This window comes from Streptococcus varani (assembly GCF_001375655.1).
GTDB classification, from domain to species: Bacteria; Bacillota; Bacilli; order Lactobacillales; family Streptococcaceae; genus Streptococcus; species Streptococcus varani.
This window is the reverse complement of the sequence record NZ_CTEN01000003.1, coordinates 197,603-211,787: the sequence shown is the minus strand read 5'-3', so window position 1 is coordinate 211,787 and position 14,185 is coordinate 197,603. Positions and strand designations below refer to the sequence as shown.

Genomic DNA, 14,185 nt, shown 5'->3' with positions numbered 1-14,185 from the left:
CACATGCCAGAATTATCTAAACGTAGGCAACGTCAGCTAAAAGCACAAGGCTATGATCTAGCTTTTCTCAGTCGTATTCAGCCACAAGGAAACATTGATTTCAAAAATGATGACCGTTCCTGGATGAGTGGGGATGGTTATCATACGGTGCTCCATTTCTACGAATATCCGTCAGAAGACTTGGATCGATTTTGGTTATCTGACCTCATGTTAATTCCAGGAACACGTTCGTTTTTATCGCTTTATCGAGCAAACAATAAAGAACTGAAGAAAGAAATTAAGGATTCTATAGAAGAAAAATCCACACGCATTACAGGCAATAGCAAGATTGTTGATAACCAACAAGAAATAGATGAAATCAAAGATTTGACTCAACTGGATAGAGAGATTACCAAGAAGAATATTGCCATGTTAGGAATGTATGTTCGGAACTATTCTTCTGCTTCGACTAAAGAAGCCCTCTTTAAGAAAGTGGAGGATATTAAAGATAAGACTTCCAACTTCAAATCTACGATTCTCTCAGGTGAATTGGACTTTGAGTACCATGCGCCATTTATTCCAGCACAGTATCAAATAGACCTGCCGAACCACAGACGTGGTATTCCAGTTAGGGCCCATGATTTAGCGGGTGGTTATTTCTTTAATCATACCAAGCTAGAAGACCAACGTGGGGTCTACTTGGGCTGGACACCGACTAAGGGAGCTGTGAATTTTAACTTCTTAGAGCGAGATGAACGTCGAACCAGGTCCTTTATGATTCTTTCGGGAAACCCTAAAATGGGTCAACGTTCCTTTCTTTTAAAGCATACCGACGGACTCTATGCTAAGGGGAACTATATTCGCAATTTTGATGCGAATGGGACCTTCCTTGATCAGACCAGACTACAACATGGCCTAATTCTTGACTTATCAGGTGAAGCTAACCGAATTAATATTTTCCAGGTATTCCCAACTGTTACAAATGAAGAAGGAACAGAGATTGATAAGAAGAAATCCTACAATCTTCATATCCAGAAACTAAAGAGTATCTTCAAACTGCTGAACACTGAAGCGACAGGAGATGACTTAACGACTTTAGGTGATATGCTTAATGAGTTTTATATCGAAGAAGGTCTGTGGGCACGCAACCCTAAATTGAATCCAGAAAAGCTAAAAGCTACCGATTTGGTGAATGAGGAGTATCCAATTTTGTCAGACTTTATTCTGTTTGCGGATGACTATAAACGAAGCCTGATGAGTCAAAGTAAACCTGATGAGATTGAAATCAAATCAGTCAATCGTATTTACAAAACCTTTAATGAGTTATTGACGACAAATGCGGAAATCTTTGAAGGGACAACGGAGTTTCAGGACATTTCCTCTGAACAAGTGGTGACCTTTGACTTCTCAGGACTAAAAGGGACACCGCATTTGTTAAATGCCCAAATCTTCTCAGTATTATCCTTAGTTTCAGCGGATATTGTCAATAATGGGAAATGTTGTAAGCAACTGATGAAGGGAAATATTCATCTAACCGAGATGGATATGGAACATTATATTGTGAACATTAGTGAAGCTCAAACTCTGATCAATCCCAAGTATGAAAGCAGTGTTGAGTTATTAGCTGATATGATTGATTCCATGGGAGAGAATTTTGCAGGTGTTGTTTTATCTGTTAATTCCCTTCGAGGGATTCTCTTTGAATCAGGAATAGGGAGTCATAAAGATCCCTATGTGACAGCCGTTCAACGCATCTTTGGCCTCATGCAGTATCGTGTCTTTGTCCAGACAGATGAGACCAGTGTCCCTTTGCTTGCCAATGCACTTGCGGGATCCATGAATCAATCAGAACTAGAAACCTTGCCTCGGCTAGCTAAAGGTCAACTCTTTATGAATATAGCTGGAGTTGGCAATCTAGTCTTTAACCAACAATTACTAACACCAGAAGTACAGCGGTATGGCGGCATTCAGTAGGAAGGATAAGAATATGACAAACAAGAATCCACAAAAACTAGGCATGATTGCCCGACGAAAACAAGCAATTGACCAATATATTACAGTCCGAAAAGTGAGAAGCCAGGAAATTAGGGATTATTTCGCTTCTGAAGGGGAATCTGATCCAGAGCGATTAGCCGCTCAAAAGGCACGGGATCAAGAGTTTTTAAGGAGCTTAAAAAAATTAGGGATAGGCTTTATTATCTTTTTACTCTTTTATGCCATTCTCAAAACCGCTCTAGGTCTGTGGTAGAAAGAGGAATGATGTGAAGAAAATCGTTTTCTTAAAAATACTGGTTCCCCTTGTCTCAATCGTTTTCTTCATTAGCCTTGGTGTCACCATACTAGCTGGTATTTTGGGAGCTGTTAGCAGTTCACAAGCAGATTGTACGACAGAAGTAGTTACTTCAACTTCAACTGGATCCTCAGTCTCTTCAGGTGATGGTTCTATCGATTCCTTTGTGAAGGAGCATAAAGAAGCTTATATTCTCTCTTGGAAAGCTGGTGGATTCTTACCGTCTGCCTCGATCACACAGACCATGATTGAAAATGGGTTTAACTTCTCCAATCCTAATGGAACTTCTTTTTGGAAGGCTCACAATATGGGAGGAGTTAAAACCTCAAGATTAAGTGATTTTCCAGTCACCTTAGCTACTTATGGGCAGGATAGTGTTGCCTTATCAGGAACGAAACCAGGAGCCAATGTTGGCGATGGAACGGGTGGTGCTTACGCTTGGTTTTCAAGTTATGATGCTGGCATTGTTGGCAAAGCTGAATTTATGGCTCACCAAACCCTTTATACTAAGGCTATCAATAATACAGATGGCATATCTACCCTTTCAGCTATTGCGGATGGTGGCTGGGCGACTGATGGCACCTATAAAACCAAGCTTGTTGACATGTACAACACACTTGGAAGGAAGTATGAGTGGTTAGACAAGGAAGCTATTAGTGCTCATGGTGACAAGCCTTACAAGGAAGTCCCTTCTTCAGGAGAAGATAGTCCGTCAGATACGTTTACAAGTACTGCCAAAGATTGTAGTGACTCATCCTCAGGTGATGCAACAGATGGGACAGGTATAGTTCCAGCAGATGCGACAGCTTGGGGCTATAGTCCAGACAACATTCCAGAGAGCTTAAAACAGTACATCATTGATCCTAAAAGTCTAGGGATGGGCTATGCTAGTTCTACAGGTTGGTATAATCCTGAAAGTAGCCTTCTAGCTGGACAATGCGTTAATTTAACCATTAGTTTGGGCAACCATCTCTGGGGACATTCTGGATCTGTCACTGGAAATGGGAAAGACCAGGCAGCTGCTTGGGCAACCATCTTTGGAAATAGTGTCAAAACAACACCTAAGAAAGGAGCTATCTTTTCAACTCAAAATGGCGGTGGAGGCTATGGCCATACTGGAATTGTCTGTCATGTCTTTGAAGATGGCTCTATCTTGATTGTTGAACAAAACACGCCATTATCAGGATGGGATTATTTCAAGACACCTTATACATGGAATTACCGTATCTGGACACCAGAGCAACACAAAGCAGAAATCACGACCTTTGCTTATCCAGACGGTAAAGAACCTAAACTCGGAAAATAGGAAAGGACCTCTCAATGAAAGAATGGATAAAAAAAAATATGATTTTTGTGATCGTGGTTGGCCTATTGCTTCTCTTTTCAGGACTAGCTACCTATAGAAACTTTACCAACAACAAGACTGATACCCCTCAAACGACGCAAACAAAATCTTCAGCCCCTAGTTCTAGCCAAACAGTAGAACCAGAAACAGTCGATGAAAGAAATTATCGAACAGCCAAATTGAAGTTGGAGAATCCTTATACAGAAGGTAGTGAGGAACAAAAACAGAAAGTTGCAAAATCATTTGATGAAACGATCAACTCCATTAAGGAAGCTAAGCATTTGACAGAGGTCAAAGGAACCATAGAAAACCATTTATCTATGAGCCAAGATGGTATGATCCAAACCTTGGCAATGGCAATTTTAGTAAATCAATATAGCTATCAAGTTTCTAAACTAGAAGTGACACCATCTGAAAATGATGACGTAGTGCAATTTTTAATCGTTCTAACAAAAGAAGGCGAGGATAATTGTTACTTTGTCGGCAACTTCAATACAACAGTCCATCAAATTCAGCTGATAAGCTATATTGGTGGGAATATCGGAGGAACTTTTGGCTAAAACATAAAATAAAAATACGCAAAAAGTTATATAACAATTTGTGTATTTTTTGTTGACAAAAAGATCAGCATATTGTAAAATAGAGATACAAAAAGTTATATAACAATTTATCTAACTACTTATGCAAAGGAGTGCTTCTATGAAGATTCAAACAACTAACCTGGATAAAGGTGGAGGCGGAAAAAGTAGCCATACCTATAACGAGGGAGATTGGTTATCACGTGTTAAAAATAAGCGAGTCTTATTGATTGACGGGGCTAGAGAATGTAACTTGACCCACTCTTTTGATGTGACGAGTGAGAAGACCATCTATGATATTTTTACAACAGGTGAGTATGAAGTCTGCCGTATTAATGACAATCTTAGCTTAATTCGTGGTGATGAGCGATTGACAGATGAACAGTTAGACTTATCCAGTCGAAACAATAAGTATCTTCAGTTATTTATGTGGTTTAGCGAGCATTACGATGAATTAGCTGAACAGTTTGATATCATTTTGATTGATACTCATAATGATGAAAGTCTAGTAACAGCGAATTTTATTGCTGTATCTGATATTGTCCTGGGGGTAACAGATGCTTCCACAAACGGTTTTCGTGCCTGGTTAGCTCTCAAAAAATTTGTGGATTATATCAAGAGTGAAGCAGTAGAAGTGATTACAAAGAAAAGCTATGTTAAGGCTGCAGCTTATCTTATTGGCAATAAGATTGAGTACTATGGAAATAATGTGACCGAGACTTGCAAGCAATTCTTAGACGTGGTTCAAGAAGATGAGGCTTACTTGGGATCTATTCAGAAGAAAGAACTACTTGCCAAGAGTTTAGTGATTAACCAAAGTGTTTTTGAGCAACGTGAGGGTATGACAGATAAACAAAAACAAGATCATCAGAAGTTTTATGATAATATAGAGTATGTCTATCACAATATTTTAACGATACTGGAAGGAGAGGTTGTATCATGACGGATAATCGTTTTGCCCAATTAAAAGAAAACTTTGACAAGGAAGCTCCAAAAAGGCGAAGTGCCCCCCCCCGTAAAGAGGCAGCGCAAAAATCACCTGATAGCTACAATAAAAAAGGGCGTTTTCCCTTCTCGTTACATCATGATGTCCGTTATGAAAAACTGGAAGATCTCGTTCATTACAATAGTGCTAAATCTGCATCTGATTACCTGGAGAAATTGATTATCCAAGAGTGGGAAAAAATGCAGCGAAAATTAAAGGGTTAAAGGAGACTAATCATGATTATTTTTGTTTCACTCAAAAAACTTGTTCAGACCTTCTGGTGGTTAATTTTGGCTATGGCCCTATATGTTTTTTATCAGACAATTGGGTTAAATATGTTTTTCTTGTTAGTTTTGGGGCTGTTGTCTTTAAAATTTGTACCTGTCTTGTTCTTACCAATTCTTTTGATTGCAGTAGGTGTCCATTTCTCAGGAGATTTTTCATTCATTGCGGATGCGATTGTTTGGGGATTTTGGGGACTTATGTCATTGCCTATTGGTTTGGCTTTTATGGAAACAGTCTATCCTAAATTTGAACGTTGGAAGCAAGAGAGGAATAAAGGTTAAAAGGTATTATCCTATAGGGATAAGCCTTTTTTGTTGTCAAAATCAAAAGAAATTTGAAAACTTGGTCGTGAATCTTTAAAATAGTTCTCGTTATTTTAAATTTGGAGGAAAGGTAATGTTGACTATTGATGAGCGAGAGCTTAAAGAACAGTTGTTTGTACAAAATGCCATTGATTTTCACGATTTTGTGACTAAATATGATGAAGAGATGATTCCCGTTATGAAGGCCAGAGGCTATACCTGTATCCACTCTATGGAGCGTACAGTAGCTTTTACCTTTGGGGAGTTTACCTTTCGCCGTCGGCGTTGGAAAAAAGGTGATAAGTGGGTTGTACCAGTGGATGAAAAACTGGGATTAAAAAAGAATGTACGTTTCTCTTGGGAATTCATGTATCAGATTGCTAGATTATCTACGATGATGCCATATGAGAAAGTAACACAAGTAATTCAAATGACTTACCATATCATTATTACAAAACCGACTGTTGTACAGGCAGTTAAGATTTGTGACAAATTACTTGAGGAACGTGCAACGTATCGGTTTTACGAAGATATTTCAGAACACGAGAGGCAAAAAGTGGACGTTATTTATATTGAGGGTGATGGCGTAATGGTGAAGGCCCGTGATATCGATACAGATAATAAAAATTATGACTTATCTCACTTTGTTGTTCATACTGGAAGCTATAAAGTAGGAAGTAATCGATTTGAGTTGAAAGATAAGAAAGAATTTGTTGGACTGAATAATCGCTTAGTTAGAGATCAGGTATTGGACTATCTTTACAATACTTATGAAATAGGGGATCATACTCTGCTTATTACCAATTCTGATGGTGGTCATGGATATACTCCGTATGTCTTCAGGGAAATTGCCAAAGCTTTAAAAATCAAGCGACACGAGCATTTCTGGGATGAATACCATCTCAATCGAGCTATAAAAGCTTTTTTTAAGCCTTACTCGGAGGAGTTAATGGATAAGGCTTTCCGGGCGATTAAACAACATGAAAAAAGTAAATTACGCACAGCTCTAGATACGACAGAAGCCTTTGTATTGACTGAGGAGGAAATGGAAGAGTTCGAACGCTTCAAGAGAAAACTACTTAACAATTTTCAATACACTAAACCAGCTGAAATGAGGGGCTTCACTCATGCAGGTATTGGTATTATGGAATCTCAACATCGCAAGATCACCTATAGGATGAAGAAGCGTGGTATGTATTGGACTATTTGGGTAGCAGAGACTATGAGCCAAATGATTGTCTTAGCTTATGAAGACCAGCTACGAGAGTTATTCTTTGGTTCCTGGCGTGAAGATTATCAGAAATATATGGTTCTTGAGTCTTTTAGTGCAGGCAAAATCAAACAAGATCAGAATAAGCTAGACAAGCAATATCAACTCCAATCCGTTGGCCGCCTGAGATACGGGAATCACCATAATTTATAGATAAAAAGATAGATAATAAGTTATATAATAAAAAACCTTCATGATAAAGGTCTTTTTGTGCTGTTTTGACAAAAAGTGCTTGCCTTGTGTGTCTTCGTGTGTTATAATCTAGTTAACTTAATCGAATAAAAAAGACGAAAGGTGCGCTAACACCTTCCGCCTTACCGAGTAAGAACTCGTCCTTCTTACTCAGTCTCTAATTAATGATACAAGATAAACGTATCACTGTCAAGGGCTGAGCAAGAAATTGTTCAGTTTTTTCTTTACATCTCGGTAACAAGTTCTCCTCAAACAATACAGAATTGGGCATTCTAAAAAATTCTACCGCATACAAAGGTAGAAAGTCCTTGCAAAACAAGTTGATTTCTGATAGAATATCCCTATATCTATGGCCTCACGAAAGAGACCATGGCAGAAAGGAAATTTAAGATGAGAAAAGATATTCATCCAAACTATCGTCCTGTTGTCTTCTTAGACACAACTACTGGCTACCAGTTCCTTAGCGGTTCAACTAAGAACTCTAAAGAGACTGTAGAATTTGAAGGTGAAACATACCCACTTATCCGTGTGGAAATTTCATCAGATTCACATCCATTCTATACTGGACGCCAAAAATTCACTCAAGCCGACGGCCGTGTGGACAAGTTCAACAAAAAATACGGTATCAAATAATCAACCGCATTTATTGCTTAGAAGCGTTGATTGCAAGCCATTCCCGAGCAGTGGGAGTGGTTTTTTTGTTACGATGCTCTTTACATTCCTAAAAATTGGACGAACTTTTCAGTCCTTTTTTCTTTTGTTCAATAATTAAAAAGGAAAAACTCTTGAAGTTGCTTCAAACTACCAAGATAGAAAGTATTTTGGCTGTTGGCCTTAAAATCAGGAATCAACCAAAGAAATTTCTGTACATAAATTTGAAAACAAGATCTAGCTTATTTCGTTCTCAATACATAGAAATTCATAGCAAACAAGGGATTGAAATACTAGTCCTACCTGGTTAGAATGCTAAAAGATAGGAGGGGTAACTGAATTTCTTGATTCGAAAACTTTATCTGTAATTTAAAAAAACAAATAATTTATCTAGGGATATTCTCTCTCTTTCTCTTCAAAAATCCATTCTTTTCTGCTATAATGAAACCAGTTTCGACTCTGTCGATATTTGAAAGAATGAGGATTTTGATATGAAGATGAGAAGCGGCTCTATCGAGAGTCGGATTGACTATAGTGTTATTTTACCTACGCTTTTTTTACTCATTATTGGTGTTGTAGCAGTCTTTGTAGCTGTTAATCAGGATTTTCCCAACAACGTAGCAAATATAGTTGGTCAACAAATCATGTGGATACTTTTAGGGATTGTCCTTGCTTTCTTAGTTATGTTTTTTTCTACAAAATTTCTTTGGCAGGTAACGCCATTACTTTATGTACTTGGACTGGGTATCATGGTTTTACCCCTATTTTTCTATAGTCCAACCTTAGTGGCTTCTACAGGGGCAAAAAACTGGGTTACCATCAATGGTATGACGCTTTTTCAGCCTTCGGAATTCATGAAGATATCTTATATTATCATGATGGCTAGAATCATTGTGAGTTTCCACAAGCGAAATCCTATTTCTGGTATTAAGAAGGACTTCCAACTCATTGGCTACTTGCTTCTTTGTACCTTTCCTGTTCTTCTTCTTCTCGGTTTGCAAAGTGATTTAGGAACTGCCTTGGTTTTTCTAGCCATCTTTGGTGGTCTGGTCCTCATGTCAGGCGTTTCTTGGAAAATCTTGCTGCCCACATTTATACTGGCACTAGCAATGATTGCAGGTTTTCTAGCTCTCTTTACCTCCCCAGGTGGCACTACTATTCTTCATAATTTAGGAATGGATACTTACCAGATTAATCGCATAACAGCCTGGTTGGATCCCTTCAAGTATGCTCAATCGACTACTTATCAGCAAGCACAAAGTTTAATTGCCATCGGTTCTGGCGGTTTGACTGGTCAAGGTTTTAATATGAGTAATCTCTTAATTCCGGTTCGTGAAAGTGACATGATTTTCACAGTTATCGGAGAAAATTTTGGTTTTGTTGGTGGCCTTGTTTTGATCGGTCTTTATTCTCTCTTGATTTACCGCATGCTACGAGTAACTCTAGTTTCCAATAACCGATTTTACAGCTATATTTCAACGGGCTATATTATGATGTTGCTCTTTCACGTATTTGAAAACATAGGGGCAGCAACGGGGCTCTTGCCACTGACAGGTATTCCTCTACCATTTATCTCGCAAGGAGGATCCTCCATGATTGCTAGTCTCATTGGTGTAGGTTTGGTTCTTTCTATGAGTTACCAGTATAACTTGTCGGTGGATAAAGAGCAGACAAACAACATACGAAAATATAAAAAAATTACCATAAAACGGGTAGAAAGATAGGTGATAGGATGGCAAAAGTAGCAGTAATCTTAGCAGACGGTTTTGAGGAAATTGAAGCTTTGACACCAGTTGATGTTCTTCGTCGGGCCGATATCGAGTGTGATACGATTGGTTTAACTGGAGAATGTGTTACAGGTTCTCATGGGATTCCAGTCCTTGCTGACAAGGTTTTTGACGGAGATTTATCTATTTATGACATGATCGTCTTACCGGGGGGGATGCCAGGATCTGCTAATCTTCGCGATCATGATATCTTAATCCAGGCCTTGCAAAAACAGTCAGCGTCTGGCAAGTATCTTGCAGCTATCTGTGCAGCTCCAATTGTTCTTAATAGAGCTGGTTTGTTGGCTGGCAAAAAATATACTTGTTTTCCAGGGCAAGAAGCGGATATTGAGCAGGGGCATCATCAGACAGATTTGGTTGTCATTGATGATCATATTGTAACCAGTAGAGGTGCTGGTACAGCCTTGGCCTTTGCCTATAAGTTGGTTGATTTGCTAGGTGGCAATGGGAACAAATTGGCTCAAGCTATGGTTTACAATCAGTTATTTGATTAGTATCAAAGAAGAGTCAGAATAATTGGGGAAGTGATGGAATTCACTCCCTTTTTTCTATTAAAAGTACAAAAAATATGGTATAATAAAGGGTAAATGCATTGAAAAAGTTAGATAATAGTTAAAGGAAGTACAATGTCAGAAGAAATTAAAGAAATGCAAGAAAAAGCACAGGAATATGACGCTAGTCAAATCCAGGTTCTTGAAGGGTTAGAAGCAGTTCGACTTCGCCCAGGGATGTACATCGGTTCGACTGCTAAGGAAGGGCTTCATCACTTGGTTTGGGAAATTGTAGATAACTCAATTGATGAGGCTTTAGCTGGCTTTGCATCCCATATTCAAGTTTACATTGAAGAGGATAACTCCATTACTGTTGTCGATGATGGCCGTGGTATCCCGGTGGATATTCAAGAGAAAACCGGTCGTCCTGCTGTTGAGACAGTCTTTACTGTTCTTCACGCTGGGGGGAAATTCGGTGGTGGCGGATATAAAGTATCTGGTGGATTGCATGGTGTTGGATCATCGGTTGTAAATGCTTTATCTACTCAGTTAGATGTTCAAGTTCACAAGAATGGGCAGATTCATTTCCAAGAGTTTCATCGAGGCGATGTGGTTGCAGACTTGGAAGTGATTGGAACGACAGACCGTACTGGAACAACTGTTCACTTTACACCAGACCCAGAAATTTTCACAGAAACAACAGAATTTGATTTTCTTAAATTAGACAAACGGATTCAGGAATTGGCCTTCCTTAATCGTGGTCTCCAACTGTCTATTATTGACAAGCGTCCAGGTATGGAACAATCTAAAGACTATCACTATGAAGGCGGTATTGCTTCCTATGTGGAATTCCTGAATGAAAATAAGGATGCTATTTTTGAGACACCCATTTATACAGAAGGTGAAATGGATGGCATCACGGTTGAAGTAGCTATCCAATATACGACTTCCTACCATGAGAATGTTATCAGCTTTGCCAACAACATCCATACCCACGAAGGTGGAACGCATGAGCAAGGTTTCCGTACAGCTCTTACTCGTGTCATCAATGACTACGCTAAAAAGAACAAAATTCTCAAGGAGAATGAGGACAATTTAACCGGTGATGATGTCCGTGAAGGTTTAACAGCTGTTATTTCTGTTAAACACCCAAATCCGCAATTTGAAGGGCAAACAAAGACTAAGTTGGGCAACAGTGAAGTCGTTAAAATAACAAATCGCCTCTTTGCAGAAGCTTTTTCAGATTTCCTTATGGAAAACCCACAGATTGCTCGTCGTATTGTGGAAAAAGGGATCCTTGCTAGCAAGGCCCGTATTGCAGCAAAACGCGCTCGCGAGGTAACTCGGAAAAAATCTGGCTTGGAAATCTCAAACTTGCCAGGAAAATTGGCAGATTGTTCATCTAATGATCCAAGTCAAACAGAACTGTATATCGTCGAGGGGGATTCTGCCGGTGGTTCTGCTAAGTCCGGTCGTGACCGTGAATTCCAGGCTATTCTTCCAATCCGTGGTAAGATCCTCAATGTTGAAAAAGCTACTATGGACAAGATTTTGGCTAATGAGGAGATCCGTTCCCTCTTCACCGCTATGGGAACTGGTTTTGGGGCCGAATTTGAGGTTTCCAAAGCTCGTTACCAAAAATTGGTTATTATGACGGATGCGGATGTTGATGGAGCTCACATTCGGACCCTGCTCTTGACGCTCTTTTATCGTTATATGCGTCCGATTGTAGAAGCAGGTTACGTCTATATCGCTCAACCACCAATCTATGGTATTAAAGTTGGTAGTGAGATTAAGGAGTATATTCAACCTGGTCCCAAACAAGAAGAAAACTTGCAAGTAGCCTTGGCCAAACATAGTGAAGGTCGTTCAAAACCGAGTATCCAACGTTATAAAGGTCTGGGGGAAATGGATGATCATCAACTTTGGGAAACAACTATGAATCCTGAAAATCGCTTAATGGCAAGAGTTACGGTAGACGATGCAGCAGAAGCTGACAAGATTTTTGATATGCTCATGGGAGATAAAGTTGAACCTCGCCGAGACTTCATCGAAGAAAATGCTGTCTATTCAACAATAGATGTCTAGAAGTGCCAAAAAATCTAGTGCAAGTACTGGAATAATATGATATAATAAAGCGATATTTTCTAGTATATACTATTACCTAAGGAGATTTACATGTCTAGAGGAACAATCATTTTAATCATTGCGATTGTTGTCATTTTAATGGTGGCCTATATTGCTGGGCTAATCGTACGAAAGCGTAACGATAATTTGTTGGGCGCTTTGGAAGGTCGAAAAGACGACTTGTTTAACCTACCTGTCAATGAAGAGGTCGAAGCTGTCAAAAGTCTTCACCTAATCGGTCAAAGTCAGGTTTCCTTCCGTGAATGGAATCAAAAATGGGTGGATATTTCTCTCAATTCATTTGCGGATATTGAAAACCATATTTTCGAAGCAGAGGCTTTTAATAATTCTTTCCGTTTCATCAGCGCTAAAAATGCTATTGAAAGCATCGAGAGCCAAATTGATTTGATTTCAGACGATATTTCGGCTATCCGTTCTGGTTTGAAAGATTTGAAAGAGCAGGAAGTGAAGAATTCAGGTCGTGTTAAGCATGCCCTAGATCTCTTTGATAATCTGCAAGATACTGTTCGCGAAAATGCTGATGGTTTTGCTGAAACCTTACCAGAGTTAGAAAAACAATTGAAGAATATCGAAGTTGAATTTTCCGAGTTTGTTATGCTCAACTCTTCTGGTGATCCAATTGAAGCATCTGAAATCTTAGATAAGACAGAAGAACATATGATTGCCCTCAACCAAATTATGGACCGTATTCCTGATTTAATTGAGAAGGTGAACAAGTCATTTCCAGAACAATTGGAAGACTTAGAAAGTGGCTATCGTAAATTGGTAGAGCAGAACTATCTTTTTACAGAGCAAAACATTGAATCGAAATTCCAAGATATCCGTTTTGCTATTCGTGAAAATAATGCCCTCATCGTATCCTTTGATCTGGATGCAGCAGAAGAAGCAAATAAAGAAATTCAAGAAGATATTGATCATCTTTATCAAATCTTTACTGCTGAAATTGAAGCACACAAAGCAACTGTTAAACTCAGTAAGACCCTTCCAAAATTTTTAGAACACAATGCTCAAAATGCTAAGAGTCTGACAGAAGAAACAGAGCGTTTGAACAAATCCTACATGTTGGCTGAAAGCAAACTCTCTCGCATTCACCAGTTGTCTAAACGGATGGACTCTGTCGAGTCTATTATCAAGGACAGTTTGGAAGACATTGACAATCCAGAAGTTGCCTATACGATTTTGGAAGAACGCTTGGAACATTCTCTATCAACCTTGAAAGAGATGGAAGAAGAACAGTTGATTTTAGCTGATTATCTACAATCTCAAGAAGTTTCTGAAACCAATGCTCGTAAGAAAGCTAATCTCTATATCAATCAGTTGCATACTCTCAAACGTTACATGGAAAAACGTAATTTGCCAGGTATCCCTGATATCTTCTTGAATACTTTCTTCAGAGCCAGTGATCATGTAGAAGCGCTCTTGGCTGAACTTGACTACAAGCGTGTCAATGTAGAGATTATCAACCGTCTCTTAGAGAGTGCAACCTTTGATATGACTGAATTAGAAGAAATCGCATATAGCATTGTGCAAAATGCAACCTTGACCGAACAACTTCTTCAGTATTCAAACCGCTATCGTTCATTTGATGCTAGTGTTCAAAAAGCCTTTAACCGCGCTCTTTCCATCTTTGAAAAAGAGTATGATTATGAGGCAGCTTTTGAGGAAATTTCTTTTGCCTTAGAAACTGTAGAACCGGGTGTTACAGAACGCTTTGTTCACTCTTATGAAAAAACACGCGAAATGATTCGTTACTAAAAAAAGAGTCTTCTGGAAACGGAAGACTTTTTAAAATCTACATTTTAAATGTATTCTCTTGCAATATTCAGAATTTTCTTGTAGAATAGATTTAATAAAAAAGCGATGAGAGAAAAAATCTAAGACA

13 protein-coding genes are annotated in these 14,185 nt (G+C 38.8%); all 13 read left to right on the top strand.

Annotated features, from left to right (window positions below):
- The first annotated feature begins 3 nt into the window (after positions 1-3).
- The 13 genes from BN1356_RS07105 to ezrA all read left to right on the top strand — a co-directional run bounded on the left by BN1356_RS07105 (position 4) and on the right by ezrA (position 14,058).
- Complete coding sequence (locus tag BN1356_RS07105; RefSeq protein ID WP_093650710.1) at positions 4-1,953, top strand: virulence factor; 1,950 nt, start codon at positions 4-6, stop codon at positions 1,951-1,953.
- Between the two features lie 13 nt (positions 1,954-1,966).
- Positions 1,967-2,227 carry a hypothetical protein gene (locus BN1356_RS07100; RefSeq protein ID WP_093650984.1) on the top strand — a complete coding sequence of 87 codons (261 nt, stop codon included), beginning with the start codon at positions 1,967-1,969 and terminating at the stop codon, positions 2,225-2,227.
- Between the two features lie 13 nt (positions 2,228-2,240).
- Positions 2,241-3,575 carry a CHAP domain-containing protein gene (locus tag BN1356_RS07095; RefSeq protein WP_093650709.1) on the top strand — a complete coding sequence of 445 codons (1,335 nt, stop codon included), beginning with the start codon at positions 2,241-2,243 and terminating at the stop codon, positions 3,573-3,575.
- 14 nt (positions 3,576-3,589) lie between these two features.
- Complete coding sequence (locus BN1356_RS07090; protein WP_093650708.1) at positions 3,590-4,174, top strand: hypothetical protein; 585 nt, start codon at positions 3,590-3,592, stop codon at positions 4,172-4,174.
- A gap of 139 nt (positions 4,175-4,313) precedes the next feature.
- Positions 4,314-5,135: a ParA family protein gene (locus tag BN1356_RS07085; RefSeq protein ID WP_093650707.1), complete on the top strand. Its 822-nt coding sequence runs from the start codon at positions 4,314-4,316 to the stop codon at positions 5,133-5,135.
- Positions 5,132-5,401 (top strand): hypothetical protein, encoded by a 270-nt coding sequence (locus BN1356_RS07080; protein ID WP_093650706.1) that lies wholly within the window; start codon positions 5,132-5,134, stop codon positions 5,399-5,401. The genes BN1356_RS07085 and BN1356_RS07080 overlap by 4 nt, the downstream gene beginning before the upstream one ends.
- A 12-nt stretch (positions 5,402-5,413) precedes the next feature.
- Entirely contained in the window at positions 5,414-5,743 is a 330-nt protein-coding gene (locus tag BN1356_RS07075; protein WP_093650705.1) for a hypothetical protein, read from the top strand.
- Positions 5,744-5,858: 115 nt separating this feature from the next.
- A complete protein-coding gene (locus BN1356_RS07070) occupies positions 5,859-7,187 on the top strand; it encodes an ISLre2 family transposase (protein ID WP_093650704.1) in 1,329 nt (442 codons plus the stop codon).
- A gap of 429 nt (positions 7,188-7,616) precedes the next feature.
- Positions 7,617-7,859 (top strand): type B 50S ribosomal protein L31, encoded by a 243-nt coding sequence (locus BN1356_RS07065; protein WP_093650703.1) that lies wholly within the window; start codon positions 7,617-7,619, stop codon positions 7,857-7,859.
- 509 nt (positions 7,860-8,368) lie between these two features.
- Complete coding sequence (locus BN1356_RS07060) at positions 8,369-9,601, top strand: FtsW/RodA/SpoVE family cell cycle protein (protein ID WP_093650702.1); 1,233 nt, start codon at positions 8,369-8,371, stop codon at positions 9,599-9,601.
- A gap of 8 nt (positions 9,602-9,609) precedes the next feature.
- Positions 9,610-10,158 (top strand): DJ-1 family glyoxalase III, encoded by a 549-nt coding sequence (locus BN1356_RS07055; protein WP_093650701.1) that lies wholly within the window; start codon positions 9,610-9,612, stop codon positions 10,156-10,158.
- A gap of 132 nt (positions 10,159-10,290) precedes the next feature.
- Complete coding sequence (gyrB, locus tag BN1356_RS07050) at positions 10,291-12,243, top strand: DNA topoisomerase (ATP-hydrolyzing) subunit B (RefSeq protein ID WP_093650700.1); 1,953 nt, start codon at positions 10,291-10,293, stop codon at positions 12,241-12,243.
- Between the two features lie 90 nt (positions 12,244-12,333).
- Positions 12,334-14,058 carry a septation ring formation regulator EzrA gene (ezrA, locus tag BN1356_RS07045; RefSeq protein ID WP_093650699.1) on the top strand — a complete coding sequence of 575 codons (1,725 nt, stop codon included), beginning with the start codon at positions 12,334-12,336 and terminating at the stop codon, positions 14,056-14,058.
- Positions 14,059-14,185: the final 127 nt, after the last annotated feature.